16 protein-coding genes are annotated in these 17,333 nt (G+C 58.8%); 9 read left to right on the plus strand and 7 right to left on the minus strand.

From position 1 onward, the window contains the following. The first annotated feature begins 194 nt into the window (after nt 1-194). Together BP38_RS22930 and BP38_RS0116040 are read left to right on the plus strand one after the other, a co-directional pair. On the plus strand, nt 195-350 hold the full coding sequence (locus BP38_RS22930; RefSeq protein ID WP_169737845.1) for a DUF5993 family protein: 156 nt from the start codon (nt 195-197) through the stop codon (nt 348-350). Between the two features lie 10 nt (nt 351-360). After that, nucleotides 361-930, plus strand: a complete 570-nt coding sequence (locus BP38_RS0116040) for a disulfide bond formation protein B (RefSeq protein ID WP_026988565.1) — start codon at nt 361-363, stop codon at nt 928-930. 136 nt (nt 931-1,066) lie between these two features. Here the strand turns inward: BP38_RS0116040 and BP38_RS0116045 are convergent, their stop codons facing one another. From BP38_RS0116045 to BP38_RS0116065, 5 genes are all read right to left on the minus strand, one after another. Continuing rightward, a complete protein-coding gene (locus tag BP38_RS0116045) occupies nt 1,067-2,314 on the minus strand; it encodes an extracellular solute-binding protein (RefSeq protein WP_026988566.1) in 1,248 nt (415 codons plus the stop codon). A 76-nt stretch (nt 2,315-2,390) separates the two neighbouring features. Beyond that, entirely contained in the window at nt 2,391-3,206 is an 816-nt protein-coding gene (locus BP38_RS0116050) for a carbohydrate ABC transporter permease (RefSeq protein WP_026988567.1), read from the minus strand. Nucleotides 3,207-3,214: 8 nt separating this feature from the next. Then, the gene (locus tag BP38_RS0116055; protein WP_026988568.1) at nt 3,215-4,117 is read right to left on the minus strand and encodes a carbohydrate ABC transporter permease; all 903 of its coding nucleotides are present in this window, start codon (nt 4,115-4,117) and stop codon (nt 3,215-3,217) included. Next, on the minus strand, nt 4,105-5,205 hold the full coding sequence (locus tag BP38_RS21100; RefSeq protein WP_081816736.1) for an ABC transporter ATP-binding protein: 1,101 nt from the start codon (nt 5,203-5,205) through the stop codon (nt 4,105-4,107). The genes BP38_RS0116055 and BP38_RS21100 overlap by 13 nt, the downstream gene beginning before the upstream one ends. Nucleotides 5,206-5,278: 73 nt before the next feature. Continuing rightward, nucleotides 5,279-5,908, minus strand: coding sequence for a TIGR00725 family protein (locus BP38_RS0116065; protein WP_211250365.1), 630 nt, complete (start codon nt 5,906-5,908; stop codon nt 5,279-5,281). A 70-nt stretch (nt 5,909-5,978) separates the two neighbouring features. Here BP38_RS0116065 and BP38_RS21105 point away from each other — a divergent pair, with 70 nt between their 5' ends. Beyond that, a complete protein-coding gene (locus tag BP38_RS21105) occupies nt 5,979-6,752 on the plus strand; it encodes a DeoR/GlpR family DNA-binding transcription regulator (protein ID WP_081816737.1) in 774 nt (257 codons plus the stop codon). Nucleotides 6,753-6,811: 59 nt separating this feature from the next. Here the strand turns inward: BP38_RS21105 and BP38_RS0116075 are convergent, their stop codons facing one another. Together BP38_RS0116075 and BP38_RS21110 are read right to left on the minus strand one after the other, a co-directional pair. After that, the gene (locus BP38_RS0116075; RefSeq protein WP_035725574.1) at nt 6,812-8,182 is read right to left on the minus strand and encodes an acyclic terpene utilization AtuA family protein; all 1,371 of its coding nucleotides are present in this window, start codon (nt 8,180-8,182) and stop codon (nt 6,812-6,814) included. Between the two features lie 99 nt (nt 8,183-8,281). Further along, nucleotides 8,282-8,959 (minus strand): GntR family transcriptional regulator, encoded by a 678-nt coding sequence (locus BP38_RS21110; RefSeq protein WP_035725576.1) that lies wholly within the window; start codon nt 8,957-8,959, stop codon nt 8,282-8,284. A gap of 87 nt (nt 8,960-9,046) precedes the next feature. On the opposite strand from BP38_RS21110, the gene BP38_RS0116085 reads away from it, so the two are divergent. The 6 genes from BP38_RS0116085 to BP38_RS21125 form a co-directional block, all read left to right on the plus strand. Continuing rightward, nucleotides 9,047-9,466, plus strand: coding sequence for an AtuA-related protein (locus BP38_RS0116085; protein WP_026988571.1), 420 nt, complete (start codon nt 9,047-9,049; stop codon nt 9,464-9,466). Further along, nucleotides 9,463-10,431 carry a TAXI family TRAP transporter solute-binding subunit gene (locus BP38_RS0116090; protein WP_026988572.1) on the plus strand — a complete coding sequence of 323 codons (969 nt, stop codon included), beginning with the start codon at nt 9,463-9,465 and terminating at the stop codon, nt 10,429-10,431. The genes BP38_RS0116085 and BP38_RS0116090 overlap by 4 nt, the downstream gene beginning before the upstream one ends. Nucleotides 10,432-10,524: 93 nt before the next feature. Beyond that, complete coding sequence (locus tag BP38_RS21115; RefSeq protein ID WP_035725578.1) at nt 10,525-12,405, plus strand: TRAP transporter permease; 1,881 nt, start codon at nt 10,525-10,527, stop codon at nt 12,403-12,405. A 344-nt stretch (nt 12,406-12,749) separates the two neighbouring features. Further along, nucleotides 12,750-13,508: a Crp/Fnr family transcriptional regulator gene (locus tag BP38_RS21120; protein WP_081816738.1), complete on the plus strand. Its 759-nt coding sequence runs from the start codon at nt 12,750-12,752 to the stop codon at nt 13,506-13,508. 286 nt (nt 13,509-13,794) lie between these two features. Next, the gene (locus BP38_RS0116105) at nt 13,795-16,329 is read left to right on the plus strand and encodes an outer membrane beta-barrel protein (protein WP_081816739.1); all 2,535 of its coding nucleotides are present in this window, start codon (nt 13,795-13,797) and stop codon (nt 16,327-16,329) included. A 216-nt stretch (nt 16,330-16,545) separates the two neighbouring features. Further along, nucleotides 16,546-17,333: hypothetical protein (locus BP38_RS21125; protein WP_211250366.1), on the plus strand; the 788-nt coding region annotated here is incomplete at its 3' end.

The following is a 17,333-nucleotide window of genomic DNA, read 5'->3' on the forward strand; positions in this document are numbered from 1 at the left end:
AAAGGCGGGAGGACTCCACAAGGGCCCTCCCGCCTTGCTTTCAGACCATAGGATCCGGGCGCTTGGACCAGTCGGGGGAAATGTCTCCATGACAGCCATGTGGGGACTGTGTTACGCGAAAGGGTCGGCAGCCAACCCGAAACAGGTCTAATCCATAGAACAAGGCTGCCTGGAACAAACGGGGATGTGAATTCATGATGGTGCTGCCGTTCCTACTGCTGTTTGCCGGACTGGTCGCCCTGGCCGGCAACAAGCGGGAGCTTGGCATGGGGCTGTGGTTCCTCAGCCTGGTGGTGACGCTGGGACTCTTTGCTTTGCACGCCACCGACACCTTGTCGTTGCAGTGGTGAGGCCAGCTTCATGATCACGCCCGAACTGTCGCGCCAACTGAATGCGCTGATCCTTCTGGGAATTTCCGGACTCCTGGCCTTTGCCTTCCTGGATCAATTCCTGCTGGATGACCTGCCCTGTCCCCTTTGCCTGCTGCAGCGGGTCGGTTTTGTCCTGGCTGGCTTCGGTTTCGCATTGAACGTGGTCATTGGTCCGCGCCCCAGCCATTACGGTGTGGCGATTCTGGGGGCGGCCGTCGGGGCCGGCGTGGCCACGCGCCAGGTGCTGCTGCACATCGTGCCGGGCAGCGGCAGTTATGGCGATCCGCTTTTCGGGCTGCACTTCTACACCTGGTCCTTGATCGCGTTCTGTCTGATCATCGTGGCTTCGGCCCTGCTGCTGCTGTTCGAGGACCAGTTCCGGCCGACGCCCGGAATGATCAAGCGGGAAGGCTGGCGCGGCGCGACGGGGCTGGGGCTCGTGGCCCTGTTTTTCTTCACGCTGCTGACCCTCGTGAACGCCGGGTCTACCTTTGTGGAGTGCGAATTGGGTCTCTGCCCGGATAACCCGGAAAGCTACGAGTTGCTGGACGAGGGTTAGACGTTCAGTTCCGAGGGCAGCGAGATGCGACGACCCTTTGGAGGCTGCCAGCCAAGATTACTTCGGGCAGAAAATATACTCTACGCTGAATGAAAAAGGAAACGGCGACCCTGGCCAGGGCCGCCGTTTCCTGCGCTTATTGCATGCCCAGCTGCATACGCAGCGTTTGGGCCAGTTCCTTGACCCTAGCTTCGGGATCTGCACCTTCGGTGATATCGACCATGGCGGCGGCGATCATGTCGGTCACAGCTACGCCCTCGGGACCAGGAAAACTGTACCAGGGACCGGCATACTGCGCGACTTGCGTGTGCGCAATGCGAGCGTTCTCATCCTTGTCGTAGTAGGAGCCCAGATAAGTCTGGTCCTCGAGCACTTGGGCGTTTGCTGGCGCATAACCGGTATTCTCGACAATGATCCGCTGCCCCTCGGGGCCTGTGACAAACGAGATATAGTCCCAGGCAGCCTGTTGTTTTTCGGGGTCCTCGGTCAACATCACGATCGCCGACCCCCCGGTTGGGAACCAGACATTCGAGGGATCTTCGGCAGCGATCGGCAGGGAGCGAACCGTAACCTCGAAATTGTCGCCAGCGCCTTGCTCGAACCGAGTTTGAAGGGAAGAGCTTTCGAACATGATGCCAAGCGTACCTGCAGGAAAGGCCTGTCGCGCATCGGAATCGGTATAGGAGGGCATGCCTGCCTCTTCAGCGAAGCGTTGATAGAGCGTGGCCGCAGCGATACCAGCTTCATCGTCGAAGGTGATATCCGTCTCGTCCGAATTCATCGGTAGGCCGCCGTAGGAGCCGAGAAGTGATTGAAAACGCCAGTCATGCCGATCGATCCAGATACCGTCGATCCCGTCTCCCAGTGCGTCTATTTCTGCGGCCAGTTCAATCACTCCATCGAAGGTGGTCGGGAAATCCTCCATCGAGCCGCCGGCTTGCTCCACCAAGTCGGGGTTCACGTACATCACCAAGGTGGAGGCAGACGTAGCGAGAGTGTATTGCGTATCCTGATAATGGCCCAGTGACAGAAGCGCTGGCGTGTAACCCTGTGTCTCCGGATTCTCGCCAAGGAAATCATCGAGAGGCTGGATCAGGTCTCGATTCTCGAGAATTCGCCAGCGGTTCAAGCCGACATAGGCCACATCCGGGGCCGTTCCCGCCACGCTTTCTCGCAATAGCCTTTGTACGCCTTCAGGGTATCCTTCAGCAGGTCCGTCGAGAATGATACTGACCTCCGGATGCTCCTTCATGAAGGCCTCAGCCAGGGCATCCTGGGTCTCGGACCAAATGGTGGGGATTGCATAGTGGACGCGGAGTTCGGTCTGGGCAGCGGCACTTGTGGCCGTCAGCGCCAATACGGTTGCGGCAAGAAGGGTTCTCATGTGCAGGACTCCATTGTGTGCGGTTGCTGGTCGGAGTTTTGGCGGGTTCTGCCCCGCACTCTTGGTTGTGTATTGCTCATCCCTTAAGCCCCCCTGCTGCCAGTCCTTGCAAGAACTTCCGCTGTGCGAAGAGGAAGGCAAGGACCAGTGGAGCGGTAATGATCACGGCGCCGGCCATCAGCGGACCTACATCGTCGCCCGATTCTTGATCACGGAAATAAAGGATGCCGCGAGGTGGGGTGGCGATTTCCGGACTCGTCGTTGCGATCAATGGCCAGAACAGATCATTCCAGTGCGCTGTCACCGAGAAAATCGCGAACGCCGTGGCGGCGGGCAGCGCCAGGGGAAAGGCGATCCGCCAGACCACCGCTGTTTCGGATAGGCCATCAACCCGTGCGGCATCGAACAGTTCCGTCGGCATCTGTGCGAAGAACTGGCGGAACAGGAAGATGCCGAAGGCCGTGGGGATGAAGGGCAGGATCAGAGCCGCGTAGCTGTCGAGGAGGTTCACAGCTGCCAGACCGAGGAAGATCGGGATGGCGGTTACGTGGAATGGCACCAGAAGTGCTGCCAGGACCAGTCCGAACACGACGGTTCGCAGTCGGAAATTCCGCTGAGCCAAGGCAAAGGCGCAGGGGATCGAGAACAGGAGCTGGAAAAACAGAATCCCTGCGACCACAACGAAGCCATTCCAGAGGAAGAGCGGAATATTCGTCTCTGTGAAGGCCTTGACGTAATTTCCCCATTCCAGGCGCGAGGGGAACAGGGCGATGGTGCTGGCAAAGATTTCGTCCTGCGGTTTTAGCGAGAGCGAGAGCATCCAGAGGAAAGGCAGCAAAATCAGCGTGGCTCCTGCCAGCAAGAGCAGTGTAGACACGCTACGAGAGATCATCCTTCTGCTCATCGATAATGCACTCTGCGTTCGACGAGGCGCATTTGCGCCAGCGTCAGAGTCAGGAGGATTGCGAAAAAAATCACAGTTATTGCACTGGCGTAGCCCGCCTTGAAGTAGACAAACCCCTCGCGGTAAAGCGCATATACCAGTGTTTCTGAGGCGAAGGCTGGCCCCCCGCGGGTCAGCGTTGCGACAGTTTCAAATACACGGAAGGCATTGGTGGCGGTGACGACGAGTACGAAGAGTGTCGTCGGCCCCAGCATCGGCCAGGTTACGGTCCAAAACCGCGCCCAAGCACCGCCGGCCCCGTCAACTTCCGCCGCTTCGTAAATGTCCTCCGGGATGGCGGAGAGGCCAGCGAGGAACAGGACCATGTTATAACCCACGCTCTGCCAGATACCGATTGCTGCCAAGGTATAGAGAACGAGCCCTCGGTCGCTTAGCCAATTCTGGGGAGCGCTTCCGAGCGTACTTAGTACCTTGTTTACAAGGCCGAGATTCGGATGCAGCAGCATCTGCCAGGCCACAGCCATGGCCACCAAAGTCGCCGCAACTGGCAGGAAGTACACTGTGCGCAGGATCCGTGACAGAGCTGGCGCCCAGTCCAGCATCCGGTGCAAACCGATGGCAACAAGCAGTGCGAAGACCACCGAAAAAGGTATGACGATGGCGACATAGATCAGTGTATTGACGATCGCCCGCTGTCCGATGGCCGAGGTGAAGAGGGTGATGTAATTCTCCCAGCCGACCCAACTCAGGTCTCGTGCACCGAATTGATAGTCCGAGAAGGAGAGAATGGTGACGATCATAATGGGCAGGAAGATGAAGATCAGCAGCGCAAGGGTTGCCGGACCGGTCAACCAGACATCAGTCAGTGTTTCGCGCTGGCTGCGCGTCAGGAACGACATTCCGGCGCTCCAATCCGTGCTCCTGTTTCGGGATGGAATAAGTGTGTGCAGGTTGGATCGAAGCTCAGCCGCACACTATCGCCCTGCAGAGGTGGCTCGAAAGTTCCGGGCGCAATCGATTTCAGTTCGACGCCCTGCTCGGTACACAGGGTCAGCACGATCTCAGAGCCAAGATATTCTACGCTTCTGAGTTTTGCGATGAAGCTGCCGTGTGGGGCAGGGACCACATGCTCCGGTCGTACTCCCAGGATTGCACGCGCCGCTGAAGACAGTATCTCTCCTGCGCCTTGTTGCGGTGTGATCAGATTAATCGCGTGCGTTCCCACGAATTCGGCCACAGCGAGTGAGGTCGGGCGTTCGTAAAGTTCGCGTGGTGTGCCAGCCTGGGCGATACTGCCCTTAATCATCACGATCACCTGATCGGACATGGCCATTGCCTCGGCCTGATCGTGCGTTACGTAAACGAAGGGCTTCCCGGTTCGACGATGGAGCGCTACGAGCTCTGCCCGCATCTGTACGCGCAGTCGTGCATCGAGATTGGAGAGCGGCTCATCCAACAGAAACAGGACCGGATCGCGAACCAGGGCCCGTCCCAGTGCAACGCGCTGTTTCTGTCCGCCCGAAAGGGTACCCGGCTTGCGATCGAGCAGATGGCTTAATCCCAGCATTTCGGCGGCCGCCGAGACTTTTGTTTGGATCTCCTTGCGAGCTGCTGCCGTTCCGGGGATCAGGGTGCCGAGCAGCGGCAAGCGCCCGAAGGCGGACAGGCTTTTCATAGTAAGCGGTAAGGCTATGTTCTGCGCCACTGTGAGATGCGGATAGAGAGCGTAGGACTGGAAGACCATAGCGATATTGCGTTCGTGAGCAGTCAGTGCACTCACTTCTTGGCCTTCCAGGCGCACTGCGCCAGCTGTCGGTCGATCAAGGCCGGCCATGATTCGCAAGGTTGTGGACTTTCCACAGCCCGAGGCTCCCAGCAACGACGTAAAGCTGCCGGGCGGAATGGCAAGCGAGATGCTGTCCAAGACAGTCTGCTCGCCGAAGCGCCGCGTCACGTCGCCAAGCTCGAGGGTGGGGATGGCGTTCACGTTGCCTCCAGGAATGGAACTATTCTTCCATTATACATTTAATTGTGTAGGTAATATTACATTCCGTGGATATTTATCCCGCAGCCGATGCGAGCAGGTGAGCCGCCAGGCGGTCGATGGCGGCAGCGGCGTCGGCAACGATCTCCACCCCCTTTATGGCATGGGCCCCAGCCAGGCCGATCACCGGCTTGGAGAAATGCAGGCCGTAAGCGATTTCCGACAGTGTCCCGTATGAGCCGCCGACCGCTATCAACGCGACACTGGATTTTGCGATGATCATGTTGCGCGCCTCGCTCATTCCCGTGGCGATGGGCAGGGCGATGTAATCGTTCGCAGTCCGCCAGTCGTGATCAGGCAACAAGCCAACACTAAGTCCACCAGCGGTGTGGCAGCCGCGGGCGACAGCCTCCATCACCCCTGTCTTTCCTCCACAGATTACCGTCAGGTTCAGGCGCCCCAATGCGGAGCCGATCTCTTCGGCCAAGCCAAGCTGTTCGTCTGTGGCCTCGCGTGGGCCGATGACCCCTACAGGAATGCGACGCATTTCCCCGGTGCGGGCCAGGTGCTCCAAAGCTCGGCGCGGTGACGCCGCCATCGCCTTGGCGGGGCTCTCCTCCGGCAGCCAGTGCCAAAACCAAGGGTCAAGACGTCCTTGAGGGCCGTATATACTTTCTTGGGCGATCAGGTAGCTGTCGGTTTGCATTGCCGTCTCCTTGTGGTAATGTAAGTTTTCTTACATCGGACTTGATCCTTTCGCAACTGGCCTAGATGCAGTGACGCAAGACATCCCGAAACGACATGAGATTTCGTTATCCTTGGGGGAGTTGAGTCCACGGCAGAAGCACATTCTGCGTCTTGCCGAGCGGCAGGGCTTCGTCACGATTGACAGTCTGTCCGAGGATTTCGGAGTTTCCGCGCAGACCGTCCGACGGGACATCATTGCCCTATCCGAGGCGGGACTGCTTCAGCGCTTCCATGGGGGAGCCGGGCCCATCGGCGAATCGGAGGCGGTTCGCCTTGATCATGAGCATAAAGCCGGTGTCGCTGTGGAGGAGAAACGTCGTATAGCCGAGGCAGCGGCCGCGCTGATCAATGATGGAACCAGCCTGTTTATCGATGTCGGTACAACAATGGAGATGACAGCCAAGGCCCTGAATACCCGGCGTGGCCTAAAGGTTTTCACCACCAGTATCCGCGCGGCACTGGCCTTTGATGCTTCTAGGCACGAGGTTCGAGTGCTGGGGGGGCGTGTTGCTGGCCGCGATGGATCCTTGGTTGGAGAGGAGGTTGTGCTCGCTCTCTCCGGGATGCAACTCGATCTGGCGCTGATCGCTTGCTCCGGTGTTGACGTAGAGGGCAGGGTGATGGACTTCAGCCTGTCCAAGATAACTGTGAAGCAGGCGGCGATGCGTGCTGCCAGCCGAACGTTCCTGTTGGCGACCCCATCGAAGTTCGGTCGGTCGGCCCTTGCAACGGTGGCGCGAGTTGGTGATTTCACGGAGGTGATCGATGGTGTGGCCCCTTCTGTCGCCTCCCAAGTTCGCTAAGAAAGGTCTTCCGGGTGTTTCCTGAGTAACTCAGTCTGGTGTTTTTCCAGCTTGTCTGGTCACAGAAAGCTGTAGGAGCTTTTCACCTCGGTTCGTGGCACCATGTAGGAACGGGTTTCAATGCGCGGGCTGATGCGACTGCGCTGGCCTCCGCCGCCGGCCGGGCCACAGCAGTAAAGCGCCAGGACTTCCTGGAGGGCTGCGGCCACCTGATCACGTTCCATGCCGCTGACCGCCAGGCGTACGCGCAGGTCTTCGGGCAGGAGTTCCGGGGCCTGTTCTACGGCCGCGCGCCAGAGTTCGCCCCCATCGCTGTCGAAGGCGCTGCTGATGCCGATCACGTCCAGGCGATGGCGCAGCTCGAGATTGCGCAGGACCAAGCGCTTCTCGATGGTTTCCGCGGCCAGCCTCGCTCGCGCGAAGGCATTGGGGCCGGCATAGGAAATCTCGGCCTCGCCCAGCCAGTCGCCGATGAATCCCACCGTGGTTTTCAGGCTGTCGGGCCGCGCGTGCCCGCGTGCCTCGCTGACCGCCACACGGTCCGGGCCGAGCTGTTCCAGGGACACGTCGGTGATGTCCAGAACCACATCCGGCGTCAGGTAGCAGCCCGGGTCATGGATCTCATAGAGTATCTGTTCCTTGACGGTTCTGAGGTCGACAAGGCCGCCTGTACCAGCGGGTTTCGTCAGGATGAAGCGGCCGTCGGCCTCGACCTGGGCAATGGGAAATCCGATGTTCTCGGGTTCCGGCACATCCTTCCAGCCCGGATCCGCGAAATAACCGCCGGTGACCTGGGCCCCGCATTCCAACAGGTGCCCGGCCAGGGTGCCGGCAGCAAGCCGCTCGTTGTCCTGCCACGACCAGCCGAAGTGGGCCACAAGAGGACCCAGGACCAAGGCCGGATCGGCCACGCGGCCCGTGACAATCACCTGGGCGCCGGCCGTGATTGCTTTGGCAATGGCTGCGGCGCCGATATAGGCATTGGCCGAGACCATTTCGCCCTGCGGCGGCGGCTGGTCGCGATCTGCGTCCCAGAGCGCGTGCCGCTCCAGATCGATGGAGTCGCGGACATCATCGCCCTCGATCACGGCTATGCGCAGGTCGTGCAGGCCCTGCTCGTGGCCAATCTGCCGGATGACCCGGGCGGCTGCCGGTGGATTGGCGCAACCGAAATTGCCGATGATGGCGATGTCGTTCGCGACAGCATCTTTCAGGATCGGACGGATGATCTCAGGCAGCAGGGGTTCGTAGCCGCTCTCCGGGTCCTGCTGGCGGGCCAGCTGTCCAAGCGCCAGGGTGCGTTCCCCGATGGTCTCGAAGATGATGGCGCCGCCCTCGGGATTTCCCCTGGCGATCTCGGCAACGACCGGGCCGGCCGCATCGACGCGGTCACCGGAAAACCCGGCCCCAGAACCGATCCAGAAGGACATGCTATCTCCCTGCACTTCGTTTTATGGTTTAGATTATCGATAATCTAAACTGAAGTTCCGATACAGTTCAATCCACAGAGTGAGAGGCTTTGTGCACCCCTAAAGTCCGGGATTGGTTTCCAAGTAGTAGTCCTTTGGCCCTTCAATATGCACACGACAGAGCTGCAGGAGTGCCGTGCGGTCCCCGGATTCGATGGCGGAGACCATCTGCCAGTGCTCGCGGATCGCCGTTTCGCGCAGTTCGCTGTTCGAAAAGCCCCGGCTTCGGATCGGTTGGGTCATCAGCGAATAATGGCGGATGGCAGCCGAGAGCTCCGGATTTCCAGCGCCGGCATAGAGGGCTTCGTGAAATTCATTGTTGATGCGGGAGAGGTCGAGATAGCGCTGTTCCCGGGAGGCACGCTCATGCCGTGCGGCGAGTGTCTTGAGCGTCTCCACATAGGCCGGATCTCCCGGCATTGGCACCAGGGCGGCGGCGCGTTCCTCCAGGGCCGTGCGAATCTGGTAAAGGTCCTCCACCTCCTTGCGCGAATAATCCCTTACCCGGGCTCCACGGTTGGGTTGGCGCTGGACAAGCCCTTCACGTTCCAACGCGTCAAGCGCACGGCGAACGGCGTGACGGGTTGCATCGAAGCGCGCAATCAGGTCGTCCTCGACCAGGCGTTCCCGTGGCAGAGCGCGTCCGAAGAGAATATCCACTTGAAGAGTCTCATAGACCTGGGTCCAGCCCTTGTGGCTGCGCTCCAGGGTGTTCTTGCGCGCAACTGCTTGTTCCATTCCGGGAAATTATCTTGTTCATCCTGACAACACAATCATTGTTGACATTATCGATAATTATCGCGATGAATTTCCGGGGAGGACGCAATGACCAAGAATTCGTCCGGAACGGAGGTCCGTGAAGCTGGGTACGTTCAGGTGCCGTTGCACCGCCTTGCCCATGGGCGCTCCGGAGACAAGGGCAATCGCCAGAACATCAGCGTGATCGCATATGACCCTTCTGTCTGGCCCTTTCTGGTCGATCAGGTGACCGAAGAGCGCGTGCTCGAGCTGTTTCGGCATCGCGGTGTGCAAAAGGTCATCCGCTATGAGCTGCCGAACATCCAAGCCCTCAATTTCGTCATCGAGGATGCGCTGGAAGGAGGGGTGAATGCTGCGCTGGCCTTGGACACCCATGGCAAGACCAGCTCCTTTCGTCTGCTGTCCATGATGCTGGATGTCCCGTCAGAAATTGCGGCCCTTAATCCCGAAATATCAAAAGCTTCATGCAAGGGAGGAACAGAATGAGACTGTTAGCGACAACACTTCTCGCCGCGGCGCTAGGAAGTACGCCGGCCTTGGCTCAAGACGAGCGGATTGCGATTGGGTCCACGTCTTCATCGTCCAGCCATTACGCCTACTTCGTTGCCGTCTCGCAGCTGATCAACAACAACATCGAAGACATCCAGGCCGACGTGGTCGAGACCGGCGCCACCATCGACAATCTGAAGCGCCTGCAGCGCGACCAGGTGGACATCGGACTGGTGACCACCAACGTCGCCTACGATGTACATAGTGGTCTCGGCGACTTCGAAGGCCGGGCCTACCAACCCCCGATGCTCTGGGTCTATGCCTCCGCGCCGCAGAACGTCGTGGTGCGTGAGGATGCCGGTATAGAAAGCCTGGAGGACCTGGAAGGCCAGGAATTCAATCCCGGCATCACCGGCTCGGCCACCGAGGCGACAACGGAAGCGGTCTTCGAACTGCTGGATATCCAGCCTGACTGGGCCCGCGGTTCCACCGGTGATATCGTCAATCAGATCAAGGATGACCGGATCATCGGCTACGTGAAAAGCGGCTCCGGTAAACAGCTGGACGCTTCCAGCATGGATATCGCGACCAGCACGCCAATTTCGCTGATCGGGCTGGACGAAAGCCAGGCCGACACCCTGCGCAAGGACTTTCCCAACCTGGCAGTGCTGGATATCGCCGAGGGCGAGGCCGGGGAAGGCTATCCCGCCTATACCACCTGGGCTTTCGGTGTCGGGGCCGTTTCCACCCCGGACCTCTCGGAGGAAGCAGCCTACAAGATCGTGAAAACCGTGGTCGAGGACGACAGCGAGCAGGCCGCGGCCTTCTCGGGCCTCAAGGGTTCGCAGATTCCCGAGATGACCATGGAACTGGCAACCACGCCGCTGCATCCCGGTGCCATCCGGTACTATGAAGAGATCGGCGTCGAGGTGCCGGATCGCCTGCGCCCGGAGTCCGACTGACCGCGAACGGCATTCGGACAACACGTCGTACGACAGTATCCGCAACCGGGCCCTTCGCGGTGAAGGGTCCGGTTGTCCGAGAGGGATAGTGGCATGAGCGTTCAGCTGAAGCGGTTTGTCGCCCTGCTTATCGGGCTATTCATTCTCTATACAGCCGCTTTCGGTGCCTTCGATTCCCTGATCCAGCGTTCCCTCATGCTGACCCTGGTCATCACGCTGGCCTTTCTCTCCTATCCGTTGGAGATTTCAGGTGTGTCGCGCCTGGTGACCCGCGGATTCGATGCCCTGCTCTGGTTGGTGAGCTGTGCAGCCTGCCTGCATGTAACCTGGACGGCCAATGAAATCCTGACGACCCTGCCCTGGGCGGAGCCATCGGATATGGTCCTGATCGGGGTCCTGGTCGTCACCATCCTGGAACTGGCCCGGCGCGCCGTCGGCATCATCTTTCCGATACTCGTCATAACCGGACTGGCCTATGCCTTTCTTGGAAACCTGCTGCCCGGGCGGCTGGGACACAGCGGTTTCGATATCTATACCATCACCGAAACGCTCTATCTCAGCGATATCGGGCTCTGGGGCACGCTGACCGGCATTGCCGCCACGGTCATCGCTGCTTTCGTGCTGTTCGGTGCGGTGCTGCTGCACACCGGCGGCGGGCAGACCTTCATGGACCTGGCGCTGCTGATCTCGGGGCGATCCGTTGGGGGGGCGGCCAAGATGGCAACCGTGGCCTCCGCCTCATTCGGAACGGTCAACGGCAGCGCCGTGGCCAATGTGGCGACCACGGGCACCATGACCATTCCGCTGATGCAGCGTATCGGCTATCCGGCCCCCTTTGCCGCGGCGGTGGAAGCGGTGGCCTCGACCGGGGGGCAGATCACGCCGCCGATCCTGGGGGCGGCCGCCTTCATAATGGCCGAGATGATCGGCGTGGAGTATCTGCGTATTGCCCTGGCGGCCCTGATCCCGGCATTACTGTTCTACATCGGTGTCTTTCTCACGATCGACCTGGTGGCCCTGCGCAAGCAGGTCGGTTTCGTGCCACGCGAGGAAATTCCCTCTGCGCGCCAGGCGCTCAATCCTGTGCGGCTGCTGCCGGTGCTCGGGGGCCTGACGGGATTGATCTGGATGCTGGTGGCCGGCCGTTCCGTGGCCTTTTCGGCGGCGTTCGGGATGGCCTGTATCGTCGTGCCATATGTCGTATTGAACCTGGCCGTTTACCGGCGCCCCAGGGAAACGTTGCGGGCGCTACTGGATGCCCTCGTTGCAGGTGGCAACGGAGTGATCATCATCGCCCTGATGCTGGCCGGCGCCCAGATCCTGGTTTCGCTGATCAACATGACGGGTATTGGCGTGAAACTCTCGTCCCTGACGGTCGCGCTTGGGGGTGAGAGCACGGTGCTGGTGGGCCTGATCGTGGCAGTGGCCTGCCTGATCCTGGGGATGGGCATTCCCACGACGGCGGCTTACGTCCTGGTGGCGGCCGTCATGGCACCGGCCCTGATCGCGATTGGTATCGAGCCGTTGATCGCGCATATGTTCGTTTTCTACTACGCGACGATCTCGGTCATTACGCCGCCTGTCTGCATTGCGGTTTTCGTGAGCGCGTCCCTGGCCTCCACACGATGGTGGCCCGTGGCCGTCAATGCCGTGCGCCTGGCGGCGGTCACCTACATCATACCCTTCATGCTGCTGTCCTATCCGGGCCTGGTCTGGTCCGGCAGCGGGTTTGACATCTTCGAGGCCGCGCTTTCGGGAAGTGTCCTGGTGGTCTGCTCGTCCATCCTGCTTTCCGGCATGCCAACGCGTGGTCGCTGGGTGTTTTCGCTGGTCTTGTATGGTCCCGCTGCTGCCCTTGCCCTGGTGCCCGCGCATTGGGCGCTGGCTGTGGCCCTGATTCTGACGCTTGCGGGGCTTGTCCTTGGACGTCCATTCAGTCGCCGGCAGTTGCGTGAGGCAGAAGCCAATCCGTAGCGCTGCATAAGGTCGACGGTGCAAGGCAAGCAGTCAGTTCACAACAAGATCAGTTCGAGTGCTGTCTCTGGATAGCCATGGGAAGCCGGTGCCTTTCATTGCTTCCATGGATGTCGAGGTGACGCAAAGGGGTGCCGCCCGGCTTTCCACCACGCCAAGGAACTAGAACTGCAATCTCTCATTAGGGGGTCCGCGAGGCACCAATCCGGGGAATATAGACACTTTAAAAGAAGAATTGTGGATGCTTATTAAATCTGCTATTTTAAGAAGTGGCCGAATGCCTTGGTATCCAAATGCCTTGGCAGCCTGAAGCGTAATTTCAGGAATAGATTAGAAAGGCCATTATGACAGTGATTACTTGGAAGAGTGGCTGTTCCTCATGTCACCTCCGAGAATTTGGTCTTTGCCAAGCCCTCAAAGGCCCTGAAGAAATTGCTTGCTTGGAATCCATGCGACAGCCACCCCGGTTATTCCCCGCTGCTCGCGCTGTCTATTTGCAGGGTGCACGGGACGTTCCTCTTTATAATATAGAGAGCGGCTGGTTGTTCTCCTATCAGTTGCTTGCGGACGGGCGCCGTCAGATCTTGCAGTTTCTGCTGCCTGGCGATCTTGCCGGTTTGGAAATGGATGGTTCGGCCGGCATGACCCATGGGCTTGACACTTTGACTGACTCGGTTCTCTGCAGCATCCCGAGAGAGGGCTTCCAGAGGTTGTGTGATAGTTGTCCCGTAGTTGCCAATCACATGCAGTGGATACGCGCGCGCGACATGGCGCTGTTGTCCGAGCATGCAGTCAGCCTGGGGCGGCGAACGGCGCGCGAGAGTATGGCCAACCTGTTCATGGAACTGGCTGTGCGCAGTGTTCGGTCCGTACAGTTGATCAGCGGGACGAGTCTGCGCATGCCTCTAACTCAGCCTATCATTGCAGATGCTCTTGGACTGACTTCCATTCACGTGAATCGCGTTTTAAGCGATTTGCGAAAGTCCAGGATCATGGAGTTGAAGAATAAGATGCTTACCATCCTGGACATGGAACAACTGACACGCCTTGCCAATTCACCTGAGGGTTTTCTGGAGCTGTGGGGGCCCAAGGCGCAGGCGTGAAAAGGTCTGCACAAAGTGGTTCATTCAGGCCAAGTGAGGGCGCCAGAGCAATTTCCTGCGCTGATCCTAACATAGGTTAAAGAAGGACTGGCTGTACACGATTAGCGTGCGTCTCCATGCTAAAGTCCGGTTGGCCTGAGTCTGGAAACCACAAGTCCCAGTTGCTCTAGTTGGAAGGTGGAGACGCTGGCACTCTGCTGTTTGTAGCCAGCGCTATTACGATCTGACGCCAAATGGGATGTGAGGCCTGTGACGATATAATTTCCAACTAATGGTAGAATTTTAGATGATTGACTGTCGGTGTCGTTTTTGCTTTCCGGCCTTTTTGTCGGCTTTTCTATGCCTTCCTGTTGTTTCTGTCTCGGCGCAAGAGGATGATTCCGTTCCCGAGCCGGAGAGAACAGGCCAATCGTCACCTGAGCCGCTTCAGGAGTCCCCTCCGGAAAAGCAGGACGGGGAGCAGAAGGCCGCGAAGCTGGGCCCCTTTGTGCTTGAGCCCAGTCTGGACCTGTCCTTCGGGTATGACGATAATGTTTACTCGACGCGCAATGACCGCGACGGGGATTTCATTTCCATCCTGACGCCTTCCCTGACGGCCGAAGCCGAAGGTCAGGACTTCGATCTTGAATTGAATGCGGGCGCAGAGATTGGTCGTTACCGAAAATACGACAGCGAGAATTACGAAGATTACTATCTTGGGGCCGATGGACGTTATCGCTTTTCGCCGGCGCACAATCTCATCGGAGGCGTGACCTTCCGGCGTGCGCATGAAGGGCGGGATTCACCCGATGACGTCAATGGCGAAGAGCCAACGATCTATCATGACCTCCAGGCCTATCTCGGTACCGTCAATCGCTTCGGCCGCTTTACGACCCGTGTTGCCGGAACCTATCAATTCCTGAATTTCGACGATGTTCGCCGCGCCGACTTCGGAACAATTAACAATGATGACCGCGACCGGCACCTCTATACGGCAGGGGCGCGTGTCGGTTACCAACTGTCCCCGAATTACGAGGTCTTCGCCCAGGGAAGCTATGACCGTCGCCGCTATCGGGACACGCCGGATGATTGGGGGCTAAACCGGGATTCACAGGGCTTCAGGAGCGGTTTGGGACTGCGTTATGTCCAGGGGCGGACATTGGAACTGGAGGCCATGGCCGGATACATGCTCCAGGACTATGAGGATGCGGACCTGGAGACCATCAAAACCTGGGACGCAAGACTGAATGCCAGTTGGCGCTTCGCGTCCAATACAAGATTGGAAGCCAGCTTTGATCGCACGATCGAGGAAACGACGCTTTCAGCCTCGGGTTATGTCAGCAGCGGTTTTGGCCTGGGTCTTGTGCACCTGTTACGTCCTGACCTGAGCACCAATGCCGGTCTCGGGTATTACAAGGATGATTATTATGGCGACTCTCGTGAGGACAATGTTTTCGTGGCGACACTTGGTGGACGCTACTATTTCCAGCCCAATTTCTACCTGGGGGCCGACTACCGCTTCCTGAGACGTGATTCCAGCGACCCCGATGACGATTACGATGACAATCGCTTCCTCTTGAGTTTCGGTGTCCAGCTGGCCCCAGAGTATGAAGAGGATCAACTTGACCTGCCAGGCGTCTCCTCCGGGAAGGGTGGGTTCTATGGGGGCCTTCAGACGGCTATCGGCAAGATCGGGACGGAACTGGAGGGCGAGCGCGGCCCGCCCTCAGGCTCGGGGTCCCTGACATCCGACTTTGGCGATCACGGCTTCAGTGGAGGGGCTTTTGCCGGCTATGGTTCCGTCATCGGCCCCGCTTATCTGGCCCTGGAAGCAGATATTGAACAGAGCAGGGCGGATTGGATCCATACACGAGAGCCCAATCATAGAGTTTTCGGCGTGGAGAAGAACCTCTCCGGCAGCTTGGGCCCCCTGGTCGGCTATCTATTGCCGGGTGGCATGATCTACGGCCGCGTGGCTGGCGTGCTCGCTGACATGGAAACAACCTACAGGGAAGGTGATAACGACTACAGCGAAGATAACACCGTTGCTGGCGTGCGTTTCGGTGTTGGCATGGAGGTTCCGGTATCAGGTGGCCTGTTCACCCGTATGGACTTCAGTCACACGAATTATGAAGACTACGATATTACATCGAACAACGGGCGGGTCGATAACTTTGCCAACAATGAAAGTCTGCTGCGCCTGGGCATTGGCTATCGTTTTGGAGCCCAGACCCGGGATGAGGACAGGGAAGACTTCAAGGCAGACTTCGACGGTTTCTATGGTGGCGTGCAGCTGGGTTTTGGTTCCTTGCAGAATGACCTCCAGGGCCCTCGAGAAGGCGGGAGCCCGGGAGATCTGGATGCGCAGTATGCAGATGAAAGCCTGGCCGGGGGGGTCTTCGCTGGCTATGGCCAGACCTTCGGGCCGGTTTACCTGGGTGGCGAGGGTGAGATCGAGCTGGCCGACGGGAATATTGACCTGGAGCGGCAGCCCTCGGGCCGCAAAGTGCAACTCTCGAAGGAAGCGACCTACGGTGCGGGATTGCGTGTCGGTTATCTGCTGAATGATGCCGCCATGCTCTATGGGCGTATCGGTGGTGTCCTGACCGATTTCGGCACCGACTACGAGGTGAGTTCGAACAAGACTTCACAGGACAACCTGCAGCGTGGCTTGCGCTTTGGTGGCGGGTTGGAAGTGGCCGCCAGCGAGAACATCTTTCTGCGCCTCGACTATACCTACACCAAGTATGATTCATTCAAAGTCAACTATGGAGAGAGTGGAGGGGATTCCTTTGAACCTTCGGAAAGTCTGGTACGCCTTGGAATCGGTTATCGGTTCTGAGGTTCAGAGTCTCGGCTCCTCCGATTTTGGGAGGCCATATCGAATAAGAGCTGGGTATTAATGTGAGTTAAGTGTTCCCGGCTGCGTAGATGCTAATTTGACTTGAAAACTCTGGTTCACATTCACGAAGGCGCATTTTCTATCCTGCGGTTTTGACCAGGTCCTGATTAATTGAGTAAGGGTATCACGAATATGAAACGCGAATTCAGATATACAATGTTTACTGGTGTCGCACTTGGCGCACTTATCTTCTCCGGCTTTGTGTCGGAAAATTCGCTGGATGGTCCAGGTAACACTGCCTATGCAGCTTCAGACAAGGCAGGCCAGGGCAGCCAGGGCGGCCAGGGAAGTGCAGGCGGCAAGGGTAGCGGCTCTGGTGGACAGCAGTCCGGCAAGGGCGGCCGTTCGCTTCTGGATGATGCCCTGAGTCCTCAGGGCGAAGACGAAGAGGATTCGGACCGTCCGGATTGGGCGGGCCAGTCGGGCCGCGACGGCAAGCCCGGCAATCCGAACCAGACTTCAGGCATCTCAAAGGGCGGACTCTATGGGGATCTCTTCGTAATCCTTCGCGACGACAACGGCGTTCCCATACTCTATGTCTGGGAGGATCAGGACGGAGACGGTGTGCCTGACACAGCGGTCCAGTCTGATGACGGTTACCCGCAGCCAGTCGATGCGGAGGGCAACCTCATTCCGCTGAACGAGGAAGGCGAGCCGGTCAGCGATGAGAACGTTACTGAAATCGAATTCAGCCGGCTGAACATTGCCCGCTCGCCGACGCGGGTTCTCTCCAGCCGCTATCTTGAGGCCATCACCCTGATCAACCAGGCGGACGAGCTGTCCCTGGACAGCGCGGGGCGCTTGGTCATCACGGTGGACGGTGAATCGCGTACCATCGACTCGCCGCTCGAGAATCTCGCCATTTACGTCGAACTGATGAACACCGGCACTCTCGATGGCGTGACACTGGATGCGGAAACACTTGGTGACCTGGCCTTTATGGC

Origin of the sequence: Fodinicurvata fenggangensis DSM 21160 (assembly GCF_000686045.1) — a bacterium.
Classification (GTDB): Bacteria; Pseudomonadota; Alphaproteobacteria; order Kiloniellales; family DSM-21159; genus Fodinicurvata; species Fodinicurvata fenggangensis.